20 protein-coding genes are annotated in these 22,120 nt (G+C 35.2%); 4 read left to right on the top strand and 16 right to left on the bottom strand.

The window, feature by feature from the left end; genetic code table 11:
* Positions 1-85 precede the first annotated feature (85 nt).
* Positions 86-943 (top strand): sensor histidine kinase KdpD, encoded by an 858-nt coding sequence (locus Q0050_RS07080; protein WP_298393684.1) that lies wholly within the window; start codon positions 86-88, stop codon positions 941-943.
* A complete protein-coding gene (locus tag Q0050_RS07085; protein ID WP_298393686.1) occupies positions 943-1,992 on the top strand; it encodes a response regulator in 1,050 nt (349 codons plus the stop codon). The genes Q0050_RS07080 and Q0050_RS07085 overlap by 1 nt, the downstream gene beginning before the upstream one ends.
* Before the next feature lie 716 nt (positions 1,993-2,708).
* Here the strand turns inward: Q0050_RS07085 and Q0050_RS07090 are convergent.
* From Q0050_RS07090 to Q0050_RS07125, 8 genes are read right to left on the bottom strand one after another with little or no spacing between them, the layout of a single operon-like run.
* Positions 2,709-3,410: a WG repeat-containing protein gene (locus Q0050_RS07090; protein WP_298393687.1), complete on the bottom strand. Its 702-nt coding sequence runs from the start codon at positions 3,408-3,410 to the stop codon at positions 2,709-2,711.
* Complete coding sequence (locus Q0050_RS07095) at positions 3,407-4,363, bottom strand: methyltransferase (protein ID WP_298393688.1); 957 nt, start codon at positions 4,361-4,363, stop codon at positions 3,407-3,409. Before Q0050_RS07095 ends, Q0050_RS07090 begins: the two co-directional genes overlap by 4 nt.
* Entirely contained in the window at positions 4,353-4,919 is a 567-nt protein-coding gene (locus tag Q0050_RS07100) for a histidine phosphatase family protein (RefSeq protein WP_298393689.1), read from the bottom strand. Before Q0050_RS07100 ends, Q0050_RS07095 begins: the two co-directional genes overlap by 11 nt.
* The gene (locus tag Q0050_RS07105) at positions 4,903-5,592 is read right to left on the bottom strand and encodes a hypothetical protein (protein WP_298393691.1); all 690 of its coding nucleotides are present in this window, start codon (positions 5,590-5,592) and stop codon (positions 4,903-4,905) included. The genes Q0050_RS07100 and Q0050_RS07105 overlap by 17 nt, the downstream gene beginning before the upstream one ends.
* Positions 5,593-7,887, bottom strand: a complete 2,295-nt coding sequence (locus Q0050_RS07110; protein ID WP_298393693.1) for a glycosyltransferase — start codon at positions 7,885-7,887, stop codon at positions 5,593-5,595.
* Positions 7,888-7,898: 11 nt separating this feature from the next.
* Positions 7,899-8,099, bottom strand: coding sequence for a hypothetical protein (locus tag Q0050_RS07115; protein WP_298393695.1), 201 nt, complete (start codon positions 8,097-8,099; stop codon positions 7,899-7,901).
* Between the two features lie 18 nt (positions 8,100-8,117).
* Positions 8,118-8,261, bottom strand: coding sequence for a hypothetical protein (locus Q0050_RS07120; RefSeq protein ID WP_298393697.1), 144 nt, complete (start codon positions 8,259-8,261; stop codon positions 8,118-8,120).
* A 13-nt stretch (positions 8,262-8,274) separates the two neighbouring features.
* Complete coding sequence (locus Q0050_RS07125; protein ID WP_298393699.1) at positions 8,275-8,574, bottom strand: hypothetical protein; 300 nt, start codon at positions 8,572-8,574, stop codon at positions 8,275-8,277.
* Positions 8,575-8,728: 154 nt separating this feature from the next.
* Here Q0050_RS07125 and Q0050_RS07130 point away from each other — a divergent pair, with 154 nt between their 5' ends.
* Both Q0050_RS07130 and Q0050_RS07135 read left to right on the top strand, forming a co-directional pair.
* Positions 8,729-10,519, top strand: coding sequence for a sigma 54-interacting transcriptional regulator (locus Q0050_RS07130; RefSeq protein ID WP_298393701.1), 1,791 nt, complete (start codon positions 8,729-8,731; stop codon positions 10,517-10,519).
* A 183-nt stretch (positions 10,520-10,702) separates the two neighbouring features.
* Entirely contained in the window at positions 10,703-11,401 is a 699-nt protein-coding gene (locus Q0050_RS07135) for a DUF1826 domain-containing protein (RefSeq protein ID WP_298393702.1), read from the top strand.
* A gap of 136 nt (positions 11,402-11,537) precedes the next feature.
* Here the strand turns inward: Q0050_RS07135 and Q0050_RS07140 are convergent, their stop codons facing one another.
* From Q0050_RS07140 to Q0050_RS07175, 8 genes are all read right to left on the bottom strand, one after another.
* Positions 11,538-12,452, bottom strand: a complete 915-nt coding sequence (locus Q0050_RS07140) for an AraC family transcriptional regulator (RefSeq protein ID WP_298393704.1) — start codon at positions 12,450-12,452, stop codon at positions 11,538-11,540.
* Between the two features lie 64 nt (positions 12,453-12,516).
* Complete coding sequence (locus tag Q0050_RS07145; protein ID WP_298393706.1) at positions 12,517-13,272, bottom strand: SDR family NAD(P)-dependent oxidoreductase; 756 nt, start codon at positions 13,270-13,272, stop codon at positions 12,517-12,519.
* Positions 13,273-13,556: 284 nt separating this feature from the next.
* Positions 13,557-14,390 carry a metallophosphoesterase family protein gene (locus tag Q0050_RS07150; RefSeq protein ID WP_298393708.1) on the bottom strand — a complete coding sequence of 278 codons (834 nt, stop codon included), beginning with the start codon at positions 14,388-14,390 and terminating at the stop codon, positions 13,557-13,559.
* On the bottom strand, positions 14,375-15,709 hold the full coding sequence (locus Q0050_RS07155; protein WP_298393710.1) for a sodium:solute symporter: 1,335 nt from the start codon (positions 15,707-15,709) through the stop codon (positions 14,375-14,377). Before Q0050_RS07155 ends, Q0050_RS07150 begins: the two co-directional genes overlap by 16 nt.
* A 7-nt stretch (positions 15,710-15,716) precedes the next feature.
* Complete coding sequence (locus Q0050_RS07160; RefSeq protein WP_298393712.1) at positions 15,717-17,159, bottom strand: SusD/RagB family nutrient-binding outer membrane lipoprotein; 1,443 nt, start codon at positions 17,157-17,159, stop codon at positions 15,717-15,719.
* Between the two features lie 11 nt (positions 17,160-17,170).
* A complete protein-coding gene (locus tag Q0050_RS07165) occupies positions 17,171-20,380 on the bottom strand; it encodes a SusC/RagA family TonB-linked outer membrane protein (RefSeq protein WP_298393715.1) in 3,210 nt (1,069 codons plus the stop codon).
* A gap of 58 nt (positions 20,381-20,438) precedes the next feature.
* On the bottom strand, positions 20,439-21,119 hold the full coding sequence (locus Q0050_RS07170; RefSeq protein ID WP_298393717.1) for a DUF2064 domain-containing protein: 681 nt from the start codon (positions 21,117-21,119) through the stop codon (positions 20,439-20,441).
* A gap of 315 nt (positions 21,120-21,434) precedes the next feature.
* Positions 21,435-21,950 (bottom strand): hypothetical protein, encoded by a 516-nt coding sequence (locus Q0050_RS07175; RefSeq protein ID WP_298393719.1) that lies wholly within the window; start codon positions 21,948-21,950, stop codon positions 21,435-21,437.
* Between the last annotated feature and the right edge of the window lie 170 nt (positions 21,951-22,120).

The following is a 22,120-nucleotide window of genomic DNA, read 5'->3' on the forward strand; positions in this document are numbered from 1 at the left end:
TTGTAAGTTATACGCGCTAGTATGTAAGAAATTATTGATTTAAAAAAGTGATATTTGATAATAACCAACACTTTTGAAATAAGTTATGGAAAATGCTACTTTACTTACTGCACACTTGCAAAAACCTTTTACCGTACTTCCAACAAATTACGCTTCTTATGTAGAAGATTTGGTGGAACAACGTACAAAAAAAATGGCTGCAACCATACGAGCACTCGAGCGTTCTAAAGCTACGTTGAGCGCTGCTCTAGAAAAAGAAAAAGACCTTGGTGTGCTCAAAAATCAGTTTTTAGCGATGGCTTCACATGAATTGCGAACGCCATTGAGTACGGCTTATTTATCAGCGTCGTTAATAGAAGCGTACGCAGCGCCTGTTCAAAATTCACCTATTGGTAAACACGCTGGCAAAATCATTAATGCAGTTTCAAATTTGACCGCAGTTTTGAACAACTTTCTTTACGTTGAACGCTTGGAAGAGGGAAAAATTAAAGCCAATAGTGTTAGTTTTGATTTAGTACAATTGTCACAAGAAATTTGTGAAGAGCTGCAGTTATTGGCCAAAGCAAATCAGCAAATCCACTACCATCATTATGGTGAGGAAAAACTAGTTGTTCTTGATGTCAATTTGATTAAAAACTGTATCATCAATTTGCTCACTAATGCCCTTAAATATTCTGGTGAATCCTCCACTATCACTTTTATTACTGAAATTAAAAATGGTTTGTGTACAATTAGTGTTAAAGATGAAGGAATAGGCATTACGGAAGAAGAACAACAACATTTATTCGAACCTTTTTTTAGAGCACGCAATGCGGCGAATGTTGCAGGAACTGGGCTAGGATTACATATTGTGTCGCGGTATCTTACTTTGATGAAAGGTAGCATTATTTGTAAAAGTACTTTGAATGAAGGAACAGTATTTACGTTAAACATTTTACTATAATGAGCACCATTTTAGTTATCGAAGATGCTATCGAAATTAGAGACAATATGGTTGAAATTTTGGCCTTAGCCGAATATGAAATAGTTATTGCCAAAGACGGTAGAGAAGGCGTTGCAGTGGCACTTAAAGAACTTCCCGATTTAATTTTGTGTGATATTATGATGCCTGAATTGGATGGCTATGGGGTTTTGTATTTACTAAACAAACATCCCGAAACCAGCACCATTCCGTTTATTTTTACTACTTCTAAAGCGGAACGTCTTGATTTTAGGCAAGGAATGGAAATGGGTGCCGATGATTATTTAATCAAACCTTTTGGTAGGATGGAATTGCTCAAGGCTATTGAAACCAGATTAAAGAAAAAAAGTACACAAGACGATTTTTATAACAGTTCTTTGGCGGAATTAGAAAACCTTCCTATAAGAAAAGGTGGATTAAATGAATTGACGAAAATAATTGACGAACGAAAAAGCCGATTTTTCAAGAAGCATCAGGTTATTCATTATGAAGGCGATGCGGCAACTGGCATTTATTTAGTACTATCAGGCAAGATTAAAACCATTAAAATGGCTGAAGATGGGCGCGAGTTTATGACGGGTATTTATCAGAAAGATGATTTTTTAGGAACCAATGTACTACTTTCAAACACACCCTATGCCGATACAGCAACCGCGCTTGAAGATAGTACGTTGTGTTTTTTTCCGAAATTGCAGTTTGAAGAATTACTACGCTTATATCCTGATGTGGCCGGAAAGTTTTTAAAGATATTATCTAATGAAATTCGGAACAAAGATGCTTATTTGTTGCAATTGGCTTATCAGTCGGTGAGAAAACGAATAGCTGCATCGATATGTAGGTTATTGCAACAAGGAACCACCGAACCCAATTGTATAACCATAAGTCGTGATGATTTAGCAGCCTTATCAGGCACTGCCTCAGAAACGGTAAGCAGAACCTTAACAGAATTCAAAAATGAAGGCCTGATAGAAAAAAAAGGGAGTACATTAAAAATCCTTAATCCTGATAAAATTAGTAAAATGAAGAATTAATGGGTTGGTTTTCATTTCTATTTTATTATCGATAGCATTTCGACAGGCTCAATGTGACATTGCTGGTTTTGATTGTGTTTTTCTTTGATAAGGATGATTTCGTTGGCAGAGGTATTTTGTACAGTGTTTTCTTCGTTGGCCGAGGTTCTTTAAGTAAACTTTACTTGAACTTTTTTTTTAAATTGTATGGGTTGTGAGTTAGATTTTGTATTCTATTTTGGAGTTGTTTTTGAGGTAGTATAGTTGTGTGTGATTTGATCTAATTTTGATTGTAAGTTTTAGGCAGTTTTCATACACCATCTATGCTTTATCTATGCTTTATCTATGACTCATTAGTGAGGTGAATTTTGTGCAAAATCAACTTCAAAAGTCAATTTCAACTTCAAAAATCAATTTCAACTTCAAAAATCAATTTCAACTTCAAAAGTCAACTTCAAAAATCAATTTCAACTTCAAAAGTCAAGAGTGTTATTTAATTTTTAGGAACACAGGCCTGACTGCCGACAGGCAGGTTGAAGAAATTTAAGAAATTTAAGAAATCATTTTTGGTATTTAATTTTTATGAACACAGGCCTGTCTGCCGACAGGCAGGTTGGAGAAATTGGAGAAATTTTAGAAATCAATTTTGGTTTTTAATTTTTAGGAATACAGGCCTGTCTGCCGACAGGCAGGTTGAAGAAATTTTAGAAATTTTAGAAATCAATTTTGGTTTTTATTTAAATGTCTAAAATTCTTGTTCCGTTTTCATTTATGATTTGTTTTTCATTGTTGTTTGTGGTTACTAATGCAAAACCATTATAAAAAGGTTCTGCTATTAAGTAGCGCTGGCGGTACAGCTCTTGACCCTTGCTATCAATATGAAACCATCCTTTTTCATCTTTAGCTGTGGCAAACCCTTTGTGAAAGACACCTAGGTCGTAAAATTCTTTGTCGTTGATAAATTCACCTTGATTGTTTATGTGTTTGAATGTGTTCTTATTTGTTTTTACGCAAGCTATGCCGTCTTTGAAGTCACCGCAATAATTATAGTTTTGATTATTTAATCGATTGCCGTTGCGATCGATATAAAAATATTTTTGGTTGTTGTCTCTAACGGTGCAAAGGTTTTCTTGAAAATTTCCAGTCCACTCGTATGAATCACTATAACTTCTTTTGCCAAATTCATCTATATGAAACCACTTATTATTATCGATTACAGCAGCTCTATTGCAATAAAAACCAAAAGTTCTTTCGTATCTTTCTTGATACAATTCTTTTCCTAAAGCGTTAATGTGATAACTTCCTGTATCGTCTTTTACAGGTGCTATGCCGGGTTCGTGAAATTTTAATACTTCTGTAAAGTGCTTATTAAAGAGCGGTTTACCATTTGCCAAGAAATGCGTGTTGTCAGTTGATGTTTTTATATCTTTCCAATTCATTTTTTAAATTTAAGGATGGTCTGTAATTCGTTTAATTTTATGTCAGATTCAAAAGTAAAACCTACTGAGGTCACCGTTTGAATGTATTCTACAGAGGTTCGTTCATAACTTTCGCAAATGACAGTCATGTTTAATGATAGTAATGATAAATCGATGGCTATTTTGTCGGAACAATTTTCAATTATATATAAAGTTCCATTTTTTGGTAAAGCATCAAAACAGTTTTTCAAAATTATTGCAGCCTTTTCATTGTTCCAGTCGTGCAAAATTCGGGATAATATTTGTACCTCAGCCACTTTTGGAATGGCTTCAAAAAAGTTACCTTTTAGGGTTAGAACATCTTTCTTGTTAGCCTTATCTATTACTTTTTCTAGATCAAATAGGTAACAGGTTAGATTAGGATAAAATGTTTTAATTGCACTTATTGCTGCACCATAGCCACCGCCAATATCAATAACACTATTAGCAATACTTAAGTCAATTTTATTAGGCAACTCTTTATAATCGTCTCTTGCATATTCGTACATTGCCTTATGATACTGATTTAATTTATCGGGATGATTGTTTAAATAATCGAAATAATTTTCACCATATAATTTAGTAAAGGAACTAGCTCCTGTTTGGATAGAATACTCTAAATCTTGCCACGCATTCCAATGTTCACCAGACCAATTTAAGCACGCATATTTTAATGATTCGGGATGATTTTCTGTAAGTAATAGTGATTTTTTACTTAAAGAATACATTCCATTTTCTTCCTTTAAAAAATCTATGTTGCGCAATACATTTAAAAGCATTGTTACTTGTTTTTCTTGTAAATTTAAACAGTCAGCAAGTTCTTTTGGGTTCAAGTCTTGTTGTTCAAGTGCCTCGAAAACACCTAATTTACAAGCCGTACTAACTGCCATATAATTCCAATGTTCGGTAAAAAAGGATTTTAATTTATCTTTCATTGATTCCGTTATTAAAGGTGATGCCCGATAAGTAGTTAACCCAATTTTCTTTTGTATAAACTGTTTTATTGATACTGAAATGATAAAATGCAATCAGCATATCGTGTGTAATAAAAATGGTAGTTTCCTTTTCTTCAGAATTGTTGTTAATAAAATCTGTTAAATCTTGATTCAAGCGCTCAGGCGTTGCTACACCTGGAACCATTACTCCATTGATGAAGCTTTCGTACATTACATCAAAACCTTGTTGTAAATAAAATGCTCCTGCTGTTTTTTCATCATTAATATGAAGGCCAGGCGCACCTAGTGCTGTTGTTTGAATTATGTTAACCGCTTTGCCATATCCTTTTGCTATGTATTCTGCTGTTTGAACACAGCGCTCGACAGGACTTGTATAAATTTTAGTGATTTTACTGGTTTTTAATTTTTCTCCAAAACTTTGGGCATTCTGTTTTCCCTTTTCATTAAGTAAAACTTCATTTCCAAAGGAACCTGCTGGAATAGCATCTCTGTCTCCGTGACGGATTAGCAGTGCTGTTTTATTTATTGATTTCATAGCGGATTGTTTTTAATTTGCTCAACATGTCAAAGTTTTTAAGGTGTAAAAAATAGGTGTTGTTGGTGATGTTCTTAAAATCTTCTTCATCCCAAATGTTTATTACAAAGTCGTTTAGCCAAAAATGTTCTAATGCCACTATATTTTTTGGTAATACCGATTTCCAAAGAAGTTCATCATTAGGTTCAGCGACAATTGCATCAAAACTTTGCTCCATTATAGCAGCATATTTTTTATTTAGATAGTATATAGCGCAATTTACAGTTGCCCAATAATTTTGGATTAATGTAAATTTTGGATTTTCTGTCTTTAAACATTTCTGAATGAAAACTTCATCGATTGGTTTTAAAGCATAAGTATCCCAGTCTATCCAAATTACATCATTGAATTCTTTGACTGCTTCAAACATTATCCAATGTTTCATTTTGTGTGCCGTATCTTTTAGTATTTCTATTGGAGCAGTATCAAAAATTTTGTGTACGTACAAGCCATTAGTTTTTAACACATCTGCCATTTCCTTGGAGTCCGCATAGCAAATTAACTGTTCTCGGTACCACGGATTAATTTTTAAAGATTGTTTTAATTCAGAAATGATGTTATCGGGATAATTTGATTTACCATTTCTTGTGTAGAAATATAAACCAGATACCAAAGTTATTGTTCGTGGTTCCATTTATGGTTTACGCATGTTACAGGTTTTACATAAATCAATAGTTTTGTAGTTTTCAACTAAATTTTTATAATTGGTACTTTCTAAAACTTCTTTTATAGAGGTATTATTTATAGTTCCGAAATCTCCCAAGGACTTTCTTAAATTATCTGGCGCACAGCACGGTGAAATGGTTCCGGTGGCTGAAATCCATAACTCTTTATTAAGAAAAGGGCATTCATATTCTTCTGGAACATCAGTTTGTTCGTTTTCTTGAAAAGGAATAATATTTTCTAAAATCACTTTTTCTCCATTGGGTTTTCTGAATTTTTCTTGAACATCTAGAGCTTGTGTAACATAATTGTTCCATTGTGCCATATTCTCTTTAGAAGCGCGCATCGATAGGTTTTTAATTTCTTCAAAATGCGCCCACAATTGATGTCCTTTTACTCGGTCCACTCCTAATTTTGCTGCTAGTTTTATGATGTCTGACAATTCGTGCATGTTGTTTTCCAAAAAGGTCAATTGAAAGGTCACTCTACAAAAATAACCAGTCGATTTAAAGTATTCGTCTCGGTATTTGATAAATTCAATTACGTTGGAAACTGCTTGGTCAAAATCAATACCTAACATCACTTTCTCTGAAGTTTCCTTGGTGGCGCCATTCCAGCTTATTTTTATATCGGTAGTGTTCGGAACGATTAATTTTGCCCACTCTAAAACCGATTTCTTTGGAAATGTACCATTGGTAGTGAGGTTTATTTTGATGTTATGCTTTTGCGATAATTCAAATATTTTATCGAATTCCTTGTAAAGTAAAGGTTCACCCATTGTAGAGGGAATAATTTCCTTGATACCTAATTGTTCCGATTGACGGAAAATATCTTTCACCGTTTCAAAATCCATTCTTCTACGTTTAACTCCAGTTTCTTTAAAAAGCGTAGGTATGAAGTTACTGTATGGACTGTGTTCTTCACACATGATGCATTTTAAGTTGCAATCTTCAGGATTGGTGTCAATTGTCACTCGCCAAAGCGTACTTTGATTTAATACACTGTTATATAATGAAACCAAACTAGAGCAATGCTTTTGAATAGTAGGAACACTACCATTTTCCGAAAATAAATACCCTTTTTCGCCTAAACGTTTCATTTCTTGTGGATTATTAATTGCAAATTCTAATTGTTCAGTAAGCGAATTAGTATATCTATGTTCAAATAACAATCCGTTTACTTTGTGTTGTACATATTCTTTCATTCCACCAAAATCAGCCGTAATTACTGGAACGTTGCACGATTGCGCTTCATGAATAACTAAGGGTGAATTTTCTCCCCAAATAGAAGGAACTACTATACAATCTACTTTTGCAAAAACTTCGTCGGCTAAGTTCTGATTGATGTATTCGCCTTTGAATTCGATTTTGTTTTTAGATTTAGAAGTAAGTACCTTCAACGATTGTGTACTTTGTCCGTTTTCTCTACCAAATATTTTTAATACTGCTGGTTGTTCTATTTTTGCGAACGCTTCGATTAACAAATTAATTCCTTTTGCTGGAATATGTGTTCCAATATATCCGAAAGTATAAGGTTTAGATGCATTAAATTTGCTTGTTGGCGTTAAATATTCTGTTGGAAAACCATAATCAAGATAAATGATTTTGTTTTCTGATACCTTAAATTCGTTAATGAATCGATCTCTTAAATAATTGGATGGCGCTATGAATAAATCTACTTTATCAATAATACTCTTGGTTTCTTCCATACGGTTACCAATCCAATTGGTCCAATTAGAAACTTCTTGTTGTCGCTCGCTTTCTTTTCCACTAAAATATACCTCATAGCAACTGGTAGCACACTTTTGATTTTCTTGTTCCGTGCACAATTGAAAGTTATTTTCTTTGCCAATACTTCTAGTCAAGAACTGACCTCGCGGACACATCAACCAAAAATCATGTAATGTAAAAACTATTGGAATATTTAATTTATTTAGAACATCAACAATACCTGTGGATAAATGATTGAGATGCCCAATATGCGCTACATTAGGTTTTATTTTCTTAATTAAATCTTCAAAAGCGCTATCGATTTGTTGGTGTAAGTACCCATCTTTTCCTTGAGGGTTATTAACAAAGTATAAGTTTAAGTTTTCGTCTATTTTCTGATATCTAATCTCAAAATCTGGTGTATAAGGATTTTCTTCACGAGTGAAAACAGAAACTTTATGTTCTTTAGATAATTCATTGCAGATAGATTGGCTGTAAACTTCTGAACCTGCATTATAGTTTGGCGGATAACCGTGTATTATTTTAAGAATGTGCATTTATATTTTTGTTAGTCGAAGTTATCAAATTCAAAACCATCATAATTATACTCCCGATCCTTTAAATCTTGTTGATAATAGAAATCATCTAGTTCGTCATCCAACAAATCATTATCGTTTTCAATTGAGCTAAAATAGGATTCTTTTTTAAAATTCAATTGTAGTTCTTCTAAAGAATTATTGTTTTCTGGTTTAAAACTTAGGTTTATCATACTTCTAGTTTATTATTTTTATTTCTTGTTGTTTGATTTTTGTTGGATTGGATTTAACTGTTTTCCTCTATTGCCTTGATTTTTATCGTAGGTCGTATTAGTACCTTTAGTTTCTGTATTAGGATTTTTAATGTCCGCCTTGTGGTTTGATGTTTTTTTCATTGTTTATAATTTATTAATATATAAGTTGATAATGTACTTTGTCTTGATTATTGAATAGATAATTCGGATGATCACACCAATAAGCAGTGACCAAAAGTTTTTGTTTGATGATGATAATTAAACACATTTTATCACTTTTAAGAACTCGGTTCTTTTTTAGAAAAGAGGGCATGACCAGTACTACATCTTTTTCACAAAAAGTACAACCTACATAGGGAAGTATTTTAAGCAGCAGCTCGTCATTTATTGTTCTATCCCATTGACTGTGCAAGAAATGGTCTGATTTTTTGAAGTCTAAAATTTTAGTTGTCATGATTAAGTTAAGATTGTTACTTATAGTATTATAAATAGTGTGCCAAAAAATTATGATAATTACTAAGTGATTGAATAGTAGTAAATTAAAAAATATTTCATTTTTTTAATAAAGTAATTTATTTCTCTAAAAGATAATTTATTACCTTTATGATATGAAAAATATTTATATCACTTGGCATTATACCAATTACGGAGTTGCTTATTTAAAACATATTTTAAGTCAATTTTATTTAGATGATAAAATTCCAAACCCTATTCATTATGAGAATTTAAATCAGGAGGCATTAAATGAGACTTTTAATCAGACCGCTACTCAAGGTTTTGTTTTTGATGAAATTATTTACTTAACGGCACCTCAAAAAACTTATGATAGTCTTTCTAGTAGGCGTTTTACGCACAAGAAAAACATTTTAGATGATGATACAATTAAAAATTTAGGGCTTTCAGAAATATATGATTCAATTTTAGAAAATGAGGATGTTTGCTATAAAATTGAAAAAGAACTCGATTTTGTAGCAGTAAATTTTCCTGATCAACTTCTTGCCTTTCAAAGTAACCTTTGGAGAAATATTAACCATTATTCGATTGATGAGCAAATAAAATGGTTAAATGACTACTCTAATTTTAAGACTATTTATCCCAATAAATTAAAAGTTATTGAGTTGTCTGTCGATGATTTAAGAAATGAAAAACAAATATCTGACGCGTTAAGTAATTGGATTGTAGGTTATTTTGATAAAAATAAGAATGTACAACCCATAATAAATGTCTCATTAGGAAGTAGCGAAACTCAGGTGGTTTGGCACATTTTGTCGGAATCTTTCCAATTACCCGATAAAGCACGATTTATTAAAACCTATGATGATAAGAATGATTTCTTAGATAAAAGATTTAAACGCTTTTCGATAAAAGAAATTCCCACCAACTTAATCTCAGATATAGGTTCTAACTTTAAAATTTATAAAGATCCTAAATCAAAATCGAGAGAATTGGTAAATCTAAAAATAAAAACTTTTATCAATTCAGGATTTTCCATTTTGTTACTTGGTGAAAGAGGAATTGGGAAATCTCAAATTGCGAATGAATCTGTAGAAAAGCATAAAAAAGAAAATTTTAAACAAGCCAATTGTGCTTCTTTTGATGAAGATAGTAAAGCAGAAGCAGAGTTGTTTGGTTATACTAAAGGCGCTTTTACTGGTGCTACCTCAGATAAAAATGGATTGTTGGAAGAGGCAAATGGTGGTGTATTGTTTCTTGATGAAATTCATCATTTATCAAAAATTGTACAAGCTAAATTGATGAAAGCTTTGCAAACTGATCGAGATAACAATATGTCCATTCGAAGATTGGGAAGTACTGATGAGATTAAAATTTCATGTCGTCTTATTTTTGCTACCAATCGAACGATAGCGGAGTTAAAAAAGGATTTATTGCCCGATTTCTACGACAGAATTGTACAGCATGTTATTACAATTCCTGCACTTCGGGAAACTGCCGAAGATAGAATAGAGGATTGGAAAAGAATTTGGAATCATCTTAAATTTAAAGGTCATCCCGAGGCACCATCTGATACTAATTTAAACAAGTGGTTAAGGCAACTACCGCTTTATGGTAATTATCGAGACTTACAGAAGATTGCGATGTACTATAATGCTTTTCAGTCTTTTGATGACGCTACAAAAGTTTTATTAGAAGAAAAAACCGCTTTTGATTATGCTAAAAATGAATTTGAAAAATATCATTCCCCAGAAGTTGATGTAAATAAACCAAAATACTTTGATGAAAATTTGACTACAAAAGATATGATCGCAAATTTCAAATTTGATTTACAAGTTTGGGCAATTGATAAGTTTAAAGGACGAAAAAAAGCTATTTTGCATTTTAAAAATTTGGGCGATACGATAACAGAAAAAACACTGGATAATTGGAAAAATAGAAACTAATTTTTAAATTATATGTATAGATTTTTTAATCAAATTTATTGGCTAGTTTTTGTAGCCGAAATTGTTTTAAAAACTTAGTTTTTCCTAAAATAGGTAGGCTAAAATTAAATTTTCATCACCACACCAACCACAACTTCACGTTTTGTACTTTTACAACTTTACGAACCCAGTTAGTTTCTTTTTATGAATGTAGCCTTTCCCGATCACCCACAAATTGCCGTTGTTAGTTCTTTTTTGGAGCTTACTGCTACTGAATTTGAAGGAACTACTAATGCCTTGTGTTGGCATCGAAGGTTGGAAGGCGATTTTGAAGAATTGGTTAGTAAGTTGACGCTGCAAGAGTCGGTTACGGAAGTTAGTTTGGAAGTCCTTAGGGCATTGCAATTGTCAGTACAAGGCAACCTTGCCAGAGCTATTATTTTGAGAGATTTGCAGGCTTTAACAGCTATCGGAGCTGCGCCTGTGCTCAATTTAATACGATGTTACGAGCGTGATACTGATTTTGATTTTATTGCGACGGATGTGTATTCTTTTCACGTGGATCGTTCGCCTGTGGCTACGGACACTTTTTTGTGTACGTATCACGGCGCACCAAGTGATCTTATTGCGAACGACCAAGCGGTTTTAAAAGTGGAAGTGCCCGAAATTAGGGAGCAATTGAAAGGGTTGCATCAAGGTACGGCCGCCGAATTTGAGGACTTTTTGAAGGATAATTATTTTGATTTGCATTACCAAGCGTTACCCAATGCTGCTACAGTATCTTTAGGAACGGGACACCTGTGGCGTTTGGCTGTCGATCATCCTACGCAAGCGGTGTTGCCTTGTATTCACCGTGCGCCAGTAGAAGCGGATGGTGGGTTGCGGTTGTTGTTGATTTGTTAATTTTTTCGACTAAACCCTTGCAGCGATAACCCTCGCAGCGATTGAAACGCAGCGAGGGTTATCGCTGCCAAGGTTATGGTGTTTTTATAGCTGCTGTATTTTGTTGTTAGATTACTTTTAAATCAGCTGCTGTTTTTTAATTAAATGACTGTCGGAATGCTAGTGGACTAACACCGCTTTTATTTTTGAATAATTTGCTGAACGATTGTGGATGTTCAAAGCCTAGCTTGTAGGCGATTTCGCTGACGGTTAAGTTGGTGGTTGTTAATAAATCCTTTGCATTTTCTAAGACCTTGTTGTGAATGTGTTGTTGGGTGTTTTGACCGGTTACTGTGCGAAGCATGTCGCTTAAGTAGCTTGTAGAAAGGCTTAATTCTTTGGCTAATCCTTGTACGGTAGGCAACATTTGGTCTGTTTTATCCTCAAAGTGTTTGGATAGCACCTTTTCAAATTGCGTTAGTACATCAGTGTTTGCCATTTTTCGGGTAACAAATTGCCGGTTGTAGAAGCGGTTGCAGTAGTTTAATAATAGTGCGAGGCTAGAAACCATAACGTCTTGACTGTATTGGTCCATTCGGGATTCGTATTCTGTTTTAATGTTTTGGACTCCTTTTTCGATTAATTGTTCTTCTTCCGCTGAAAGATGCAAGGCCTCGTTGAGGTCATAGGAAAAGAAGCCGTAGTTTTTTATTACGGCTCCTAAAGGATAGTTCCTTATCAAATCAGGATGGAACAATAACGACCAACCTTCTTTATTGCTGTTGGCCGCATCGTCAATGCCAATGACCTGATTGGGAGCCATAAACGACATCGTACCTTCATCAAAATCATAATAACTTTTTCCGTATTTCATTTGCCCTTTAAAACTCCGTTTGATGGTTATGTTATAGAAATTTAAAACCAAATTGGGATTTTGATTAGTATCTATGGGTTGGACCGCTGCGTGATCAATTAGTGTTATCAGAGGATGTTGCGGTTGGGGTAATCCCAACAACTTATGAAGTTCGGAAACTGAATTAATGATTTGAATGTTTTGTTTGTCGTTTTTCATTGGGTAAATTTAGGAAATTATAAAGCGCAGCGGTGCGGCCTCTCTTTTTAAACTAGTAGCGCGTTTATTTAAAGCCACCCGATACCTCAATTGTTTGTCCCGTAATAATTTTAGCTTCATCGGAAGCCAAGAATACTGCCATAGCGCCAATATCACTTGGTTTAGCCATACGTCCCAACGCACTTCTTTCTACAATAGCTTTGAAAGCGGCTGAGTCTTCTTCAAAACCCAATTTTGCAACCCCTTCGGTCATCACGCCACCAGGACGGATGGAATTTACTCGAATATTTTTTGGTCCCAATTCCTGCGAAAGGGCATAGGTTATACTGTCGACGGCACCTTTAGAAGCAGCGTAAACTACCGAGTAAGGTTCGGGTCTTGTGCCAGCAAAGGAACTGATGTTGATGATGCTTCCGCCATCAGGTCCAAATAAACGTAGCGCTTCTTTGGAAGTCAGAAGAATACCAAATACATTCAATTCAAATGTACGTTTAAACGATGCTTCGGTCACGGCTTCCAAAAGAGCAAATTCATAACTTCCGGCGTTGTTTACTACGACATCTACTTTACCAAAGGCTTTGATGGTTTCTTCAAACAGGTGTTGAACTTCAGATTGTTTCGATATATCACCTTGAATGGCAATTGCGTTACCACCAGTTTGCATGATATCTTGCACCACAGCGTCAGCGTCTTTTTTACTGGTAGCATAATTTACTATCACTTGGGCACCAGCTTTACCCATTTCTTTTGCAATGCCCGCGCCAATCCCTTTGGATGCACCTGTTACAAGTACTACTTTCTTTTCTAATTTTGTCTTCATTTTATTGCTTTATTTATGAAGCACAAAGATGCGCAGTTGTCCGCCACTGGTTGTATCCAAAATGAAGTAACTTGTATTCAGAATGAAGTACAGCAAAAGTTTTAGCAAAAGCTGTTAAGCATCCAAAATGGAACAATTGAATTTGTGTACCTATGCAGCACCGTCCTACAAAGTGAAAACACCTTAACACACTTGTTAGGAAAAACTACTACTTGTCTTAATTCGAAGCGTGCAAGTTGGTTTTTAAGAACCAATAGTAGCACAGCGCACCGTTGCTAAATGGATTAATGATTCAAAACAATAGGTTTTCCTTGTTCTAGTGTTTCGGTTAAAGGAAGTATTTCGGTATTGTCCCATATGCCAGTAAGTAAAGTTTTGGCGTATTCCTTGGGTAAATTGCGTTCGACCATCAATTTATTAGCCAATTGATAATCGTATTCAAGTTGTTTATGCTCAAAATGTAAAGTAGCCTCCGCATCGTTCAAAATCATGTACCAAACGGAAGTTGCTCCATCGTTGGCCGGCATTCCAATTACGCCAGGATTAAGCCATAGCAAGTCATCTTGTATATTATTAAAAGGCAAACCGGAATGGCCAGCAATAATCACATTACTTTGGGTTGCTTCAAAATTCGGTCTTTTTTGTTCCCAAGAAGTCGATTTAAAAATAAATTCCGAGGTGTTAAAAAAAGAGCCATGCACTACGGTACAAACTTTTCCTGCATATTTGAATTGGATAAATTCAGGAAGCGTTTTTAAATAGTCTAAAGAATCCTGTTGCAATTGGCTTTTAGCATAAGGATACCACAATTGAGAAAAATTATCACAGCGCGAACCTTTAGTGAAATCGCAACCGCAATCCTCAGCATTTTCATTAAGTTGTAATTCTACATTGCCGGCAATGCTGCGTGCTTTCCAATTTTTAAAAAACTGAATTGTTTCTTCCGGTTGTGCGCAATAGCCAATAAGATCACCTGTAGCAATGCAATTTTCAGGTGGTATATTTTCGCTCTTAGCAAGCTCTGCAAGCGCTTCGAGTGCCTGTAAATTGCTGTAAACACCGCCAAAAAGTAGCAGTTTTCCAGTCAAATTTCCGATAGAAGTTATCTTTTGATCCATTTTGGTAACAAATATAATAAGATGCAAGTACCAATTCCCCAAACATTTACCCAAAGTAAATCGGCAAATTTTCCTTTAGTGAGCACCAACTCATTTGGAAAATAATCGAATACTAAAGCAAATCCGAAAAACAATCCTCCCAGCACGCTAAGATAAAAACTTATTCTTGGAACCTTGATATTCCAAAATAAAAAAACTGGTGTGAGTCCGATAACCATAGTTCCAGAAATGGTAGTTGCCGATAAAATCTCAGCATTTAAAAATACTGGAATCGTTCCTAAAACGGCTAAAAGCACCATCGATAGTCTTCCTATGGTAACCGTATTCCCTAACTTTAAATCAATAGAAATCAATTTTGAAAACGACGAAAAGGTCGAATCAATAGTAGACGCTGCAGACGTTATCATTATGAAGTTAATCACCAATAAAGTAAAAACTCCAAAGGCTTTTCCTACTTCAAATGCGGCATCGCCTTGTATGCCATTTGCTTTAGCATAAACACCTATGATACTGAATAATATGATACATAAAACACCCAAGATACTTGCAAAAAAGAAGCTCTTTCGCATCACTTTTGGTTCCGTAATAAATCCTCTATCCGTCAAAACCGGATCGTGAAACGGATAACTGAAGCACTGTAGCAAGGCTGCAAACAATAAATTAAGACCCAGTTCAAAACTCCAAGTACTGGAACTAACAACGGCGCTTGCGGTAAAATCACCAATGGAAAATACCTGAAATAAAATAATCAGTAACAATACTGAAAATAAAATCATTTGGATGGCATCGGTAAAAAGCGAGCTGCTCATTCCACCTTTCAGTGAATAGGCTAGGGTTAAAGTTGTGAATACCAGAATAGCGGCAAAATAAGGCGTACTGCCCGCTGGTCCAAAATAAGAACCAATGACCATTGTATTACTCCATATTTCGTTGAACAATCGGATGAGAATCAATATCGAAAACAACGCCATCGCATTTTTGCCGAATTTCGAAGTTAAAAATTCGTGGATGCTGTTGTAGCCACCTTTTACACGCAGCTGGTAGATAAAAACACCAGCTACGGCAAAAGAAAAATAATATCCAGCATAGGCTATGCCGCCAAGAATTCCGAATTCTAATCCTAAATTGGCGGCATTAGTGATGCTTTTGGCAAAAATCCAGGAAATAATTAAACTACCTGTAAGCACCAAGGCGTTTGGTGCTTTGTTTTTGTTAATGGCTTTAAAAAACTGGTCGGTAGTTTTGGCAAACGGTGATATTAAAAAAAATACTAAACTTGATACAATTAATAGTATCCATTGCCAGTGAATTGCTTCCATATAAAAGTTATTGATTCCACCAAACTGGGAAATTGATACTGTTGTTGTCGGTTGCTCCAGCAGCGACATTGTAATTGTCTCTGTTTAAAGCTTCTTCTTCTGGTGGATAAGGCATACGCACCGGAATCAGATTGTTATTCAAACTCGCCGAAATAGTTCGCAATTGCGGGAAACCTGTTCTGCGGTATTCAATCCAACCTTCATATCCGTTGATGATGTTGGCAATCCATTTTTGGGTAAGAATTTGTCTTAATGGCGTTGAATTGGGCGCATTGTAAGCGGCATTACCCGTTAGATAAGTAGCCGGCAAAGGCGTATTCCAGTATTGAAAAGCAAGAGTTACACCGCTTTCATACAGTTGTTGTGCGTTGGCCGTAATTAATCCTCTTTCAGCAGCTTCGGCTAACGCAAAGTGTACTTCCCAAGCGGTCAGAAAATTGCAATCCAGTGTCGAAGTATCTTCTCTAAAAACTGTACCCGCTAAAGAATAATTCGATAAAGCGATAGAGGTTGCTCCAGAATTTATTCCGTTCAACAATCCGTTAAATTGGCCGCTAGTTGAACCTGCAAAAGGTCTGAAAAACTTGCCAATTCTGGTATCGTTTAAATTAGTCATGATGTCTTCCATAGTTTCAGACAGCACAAAATTGTTAAAATCACCTACACGCAACTGCGCCAATCTAAAACTATTTGGTGCCGTATTGGTAAAATTGAAAATGGCATTTTGCGTATTGGTGGTCATATAATTTCCTTGATTATAAAGGGCTTGCAATTGTGCTGACACATTGACTTTTGAAGAAATACGTAGCAAATATTTGATCTTTAAAGAATTGGCAAAACGCACCCAAGATTGCAAATTACCATTATACAAAATATCACCTTGTAGAGGAATAGCATCCGAATAATTTTGTATTGCTGCGATCCCTTTATCCAAATTATCTAAAATACCACCTTCGTCTAAATAAATGCTCTCTTGACTGTCGTAAGCTGGTGTGGTAACACCTGCCGTACCATTAAAAGCCGTAAAGTAAGGAACATCACCAAACAAATCGGTCAAACCTGCTGCCATGTAGGCTTTCAAAATTAGGGCCGGACCTTCATAAACTTTCAAAGTCGAAAGTTGGCGTGACTGCTTCAAAATAATTTCGTTATCACGCAAGTTTCTGTAAAAAATAGGCCACGGATTTCCACCCAATTGCGGCGATTTTAGTGCATGGCGATCAAACAGGTTAAAGTCTATGGCAGTGCGGTGTTGTGACAACAAATCACCAGCCACAAAACCCTCATAGCTCATGTTTTCGCCAAAATTATAAAGCACTTGGCGCAACAATAAACTCGGTTGTACCGAATTGGGTGCATTAGGATTTGTATTAATTTCTTCAAAATCTTTCGTGCAACTTGACACTAAGACCAATGTTAGCAAAGCTACTATATATGTTATTTTTTTCATCATTTAATTTTTTAGAAGTTAAGACCCAGTTTTAAACCAATGCTTCTGCTGGTGGCATAACTCATGTCTTCCACACCACTGACAAAACCACTGCCTTGTGCTGCAATCTGTTCTGGATCAAAATGAGGGTTTTCAGTAATAGCAAATAAATTATTCCCGATTAAAGACAACTGCACATCGCCACCTTTTTTAAGTCCCAAAAATCCATCTTTCAACTGAAAATTATAACCAATTGAAAATTGACGTAATTTAACAAAAGAAGCATCATAAACATTATTTTCTTCGTGATTTCGGTCGTAATATTGACGGTAATAACTTTCTGCAGTGATAGCAGTAGTATTCGGAACATAAACTGGATTAGCAGCAGTACCTGTATTTACAACACCTTGCGCAATAATTCCTTCGGCTGGTCTGTTAGAAGTTTCAGCCAATTGACCACCAACATTTCCGATAGCGCGCGTTCTTGAAACGATTTCGCCACCTTGACGCCAATCTAGTAAAAACCCTAAATTCCAGTTTTTATACTTAAAATTATTGGACCATCCTAAAGTAAAATCAGGAGTATAATTTCCTATTTTTTTAAGATTATTATCGGCAATATAATTACCTGCGCTAGTTAATACGAAATCTCCATTTTCATTTCTTAAATAACCTGTTCCATACATATCACCAATGCGTCCACCTTCTGCCACTTGAAACCAAACCGTTTGGTTACTACTATCATAAATACGGCTGTAGGCTAAAGTCAAACGTCCGTTTTCTTGCGGCAAGTCTTTCACAATGGCTCTGTTCGTTGCAAAGTTAAAAGTAGTATTCCATTTAAAATTCGTGGTTTTTATCGGAACGATACCTAAGATTAATTCCACACCTTGAGAATTTACTTTTCCGCCATTTACTACCTTTTGGTTATATCCTGATGAAATTCCGATAGGCAAAGATATGATTTGGTTTTCTGTAGTAGCATTGTAGTATGTCGCATCCAAATTCAATCGGTCGTTGAAAAACCTTAGGTCTGCACCAATTTCATAAGAAGTGGTTTTTTCAGGTTTCAAATTGGCATTCGGAATAAAATTTTGGTCACTAAAGGTCGGCTGACTATTAAAAGGAGTTTGCGCTATAAAAGCACCCGATGTTTGATACGGACCAGTATCATTACCTACTTGTGCGGCATTCGCTCTAAGTTTTGCAAACGAGATGACTTTAGGTAAAGCCACCGCATTAGACAAAATAAAACTTGCCGATACCGATGGATAAAAGAACGAAGTACCACTCACTGACAAAGGTGTTGCTAAAGCACTTGACCAATCGTTACGAGCAGTAACATCTAAATACAAGTAGTTTTTAAAACCCAATTTAGCTATACCGTATAATGAATTAATACGTTTTCTACTTTCAAATTGGAATACTTCTATTGGTGAAGCCGCATTGTTCAAGTTGAAAATGCCCGGTTGTGCCAAGTTCACGGTTTGTGATTGTTTTGTAGATGCATTTCTATCCATACGATTTCCACCAAAAGAAACATCTAATGAAAATTTACCCAATTGTTTGGTATAATCTAGTAAAAAATCGGTGTTGACTTCTCTGTACTTTACATCGTGCTCGGCATAACCACCGCTCTTAAAACGATTACTACTAAAATTACGACGCATTTGTCTGGTTTCAGCACTATAATCCATTCCTGTACGAACGGTTAACGTCAGATTTTTAGCCAACTCTTGTTTCAAAAACAGGTTCCCAAAAATGCGATCTCTTTCAAAGGAGTTTCGGTTTTCTAGCAAACTGAAATACGGATTATCAAAGAACGTATAGTTGAACGAAAATTGTTGGATACCTTCTAATCCCGGTTGCCAATAGTTTTTTAATTTGTTAATGTCTAACGATCTTGGACCCCAACCTACAACTGAATAGTTGATGTTCTCACTTCCATAACCACTTGAAGGACGGTTATCACTTTTTGAGTTTACATAATTTATTGCGGTTGAAATAGTCGTTTTATCTGAAGGTTTGAAATTTAATTTTGCCGCTAAGGTTTGTCGGTCTAAGTTGACACCTGGGATAATGGATTCGCTTCTTAAATCTGTTAACGATAGACGATAATCACCACCTTCAAAGCCGTTGGAAATAGCTACATTATTAATCGTTGTTTTTCCAGTATTATAAAAATCTTTGATGTTGTCTGGATACGATTTGAATTCCGTTGGTGTAATTGGTAAACCACTGTACAAAGAAGTATCAGCACCACGAACAACACTTCCGTCAGGCAAAACCACTGGACTATCAAATTGCGGAATTAGAAGTCCAACGTCTAATTTTGGTCCCCACGAATAGCTAATCAAATCGTTTACTCCACCACCTAAACCGTTTACAAAAGCAAACTGTCCGTTGTTTCCTTGTCCGTAGTCGTTTTGAAATTCAGGCAATTTAAAAGCCGATTCCACCGTTAGCGAGGAATTAAAACTCACACTAAATCCTTTTTTCTTGCTGCCGTCTTTGGTTTTGATGACAATAACACCGTTAGATGCTCTTGTGCCATAAAGTGCTGCTGCACTCGGACCTTTTAAAACCGATACCGATTCAATATCGTCTGGATTCACTTCCATCGCACCATTTCCGTAATCTACCGATTGAAATCCGGCGGCTGCTTCTTTAGTGAAATTGAACACCGTTTCGTTATTAATCGGTATTCCGTCTACCACAAACAACGGATTGTTGTTCGAGAAAGATGATTCGCCACGGATCGTAATTTTGGAAGAAGAGCCAACGCCAGTGGCACCTTGTGTGATGGTTACACCAGCAATTTTCCCTGCTAAATTGTCTAGAAAGTTTACGGTTTTTACTTCCACTAAATCTTTGGATTGTAAGGTTTGTACCGCATACCCTAATTTTTTAGAGGCTCTGCTTAATCCCAAAGCAGTTACTACAACTTCTTCGAGATTTTGGGCTTCTTCTTCTAATTCAACGGTAAGTGTTGTGTTAGCGCCTACCACGATAGATTTGGATTGGTAACCGATATAAGAAAAAGTTATTGTACTTGATTGTGACGCTACTGCGATTGAAAACGCTCCATTGGCATCGGAGTTGGTCGTCGCTGCACCTGATTTTATATTTACTGACGGTAAAGCCAATCCGTCTGATTTACTTTTAATGGTACCTGTAACGGTAATTTGAGAATAGCCTAAACACGAGATTGCGAATAGGAAGATTACGCATAATTGCTTCATATGTTATTTTTATATAATTAGTAAAACTCTGAACAGTCAGAATCCAAATAGTAACAAATTATATAAAAAGAGGCGAACCTTTATTGTAGGAAGTTGAAGTAAGTTGTTTGGTTTTAAGTAGGGAAAAGTGCTTAAAACAAATTCCTTTCTGAAATGTAATTTTTAAAAATATGTGGAATAACCAACGGTATACTTTTTTAAAAAAGCACACTATTTTTTTAATATCGTCTACGCCGTTAATATCTTGCAGTTTTTTTAATAAGCAAATATCCAAGGCATCGAGTTGTAATAACTGCGACAATTTTCTGCTCAACTGCTGGCATTGCCAAGGCAATTCTAAAAAAGATTCGGCTTTGAAGTGCGTCTTTTTAATTCCGAGTAAATAGAAACCACCATTATGACTTTCGCCTACGACCACTTTATTGGCTTCCAATTTTGTTTTGGTTGTCTTTATTAGAGACGATGTTAAATGCGGTGTATCGTTCCCAATCACAATTAAAGCATCGTAACCTACATCAAAAACAGCTTGCATAGCATTAGTAAACCGGGCACCGAAAGTAGCACCCACTTGTTTGGTCTCGTTTACTACGAAATAAGGCAACTGCGTTTGCTGAACAATTTGCAGTGTGTGGTCATTTAGCGATTGGAATACAGATTGGGAATGAAGAAACGGCTTGTTGATTGCCTCCTGTTCTGCGGAATGGGCAAAAATTAAAATGGCTGTTTTCAAGTCTGTCATCTGTTCCGAATTAATCACTAGTTGTTTTGTCAAATTTAACAAATTTTAGCGGATACCTTTTGCGCTGCATCCCAATTCTAGGGCTAAATTGTTAAAATTTTGTTTATATACGAGAATACATCGTATCTAGTTTGCCCTATTTTTTAACAATAGGCCATATTAGTTTGGTATTTAATTTATCGTTCTGCCGCTTTGCGGATGTTGCGAGCGACGGAACTGCGTATTTTATGCTAAGATAAGATTTCGTGCGAAAGATAAACGTGAATTTTGCACTTTTCTCGCAATAGCGCAAAACGGTTGAAAGCAAACGTTTTTTTATTTTCTAACACTTCTTCTAATTTTCTCTTTTGTTGAAAATGCTACTCTTATTTCTCCACATTCATTTTTTGCTTGATTAATATGAATCAAAGTGTCATTTTCAATAATGAACTTTTCATTTTCAAATATTTCGTAATTAGATTCTGCTCCGTTTGGTTCGCAGTCTTTAATTGTCTTATTGTTTTCAAAAAAGCTTTTATCATTTTTTGGAATACAGTAAACGCCAAATCGATTTTGAAAAAGACATCCTTTTGGTTTTAGGCTTTTCAGAATAATTGTATCATTTTGTATGTTCCAAATTCCATTACTTTTAGAGCGTGAATCACAAGCTCCACTCAAATATTCAAATGTTTTATTTGCTTTTATGATTAATTTAGCTCTGAATGGCATTCCTTGTACTGTATCATACCAAGTTCGAACAAATTTCGGATTTTCTATTTTTTGCGGTAATTCTTTTTTGCAACTTGAAAATAAGATCAAGAAAATAAATATAAAAAATAAGAGGTTTTTCATTTTCAAAATTTAGTTTTTTGTGCGCACAGGTAAAATGTTTGCTAACTAGTGCCTAGGATCTTACTGTTGGTATGCTTTTAACTATTTGTTTGAAAAAACTATCCTTTTAATTGCTAGGTGTTTGCTAAAAATTGTAACGGTACTAAAATTATGCAAGTAACGTTTTTTTT

The sequence above is a fragment of the Flavobacterium sp. genome (assembly GCF_027483985.1).
GTDB lineage: Bacteria > Bacteroidota > Bacteroidia > Flavobacteriales > Flavobacteriaceae > Flavobacterium.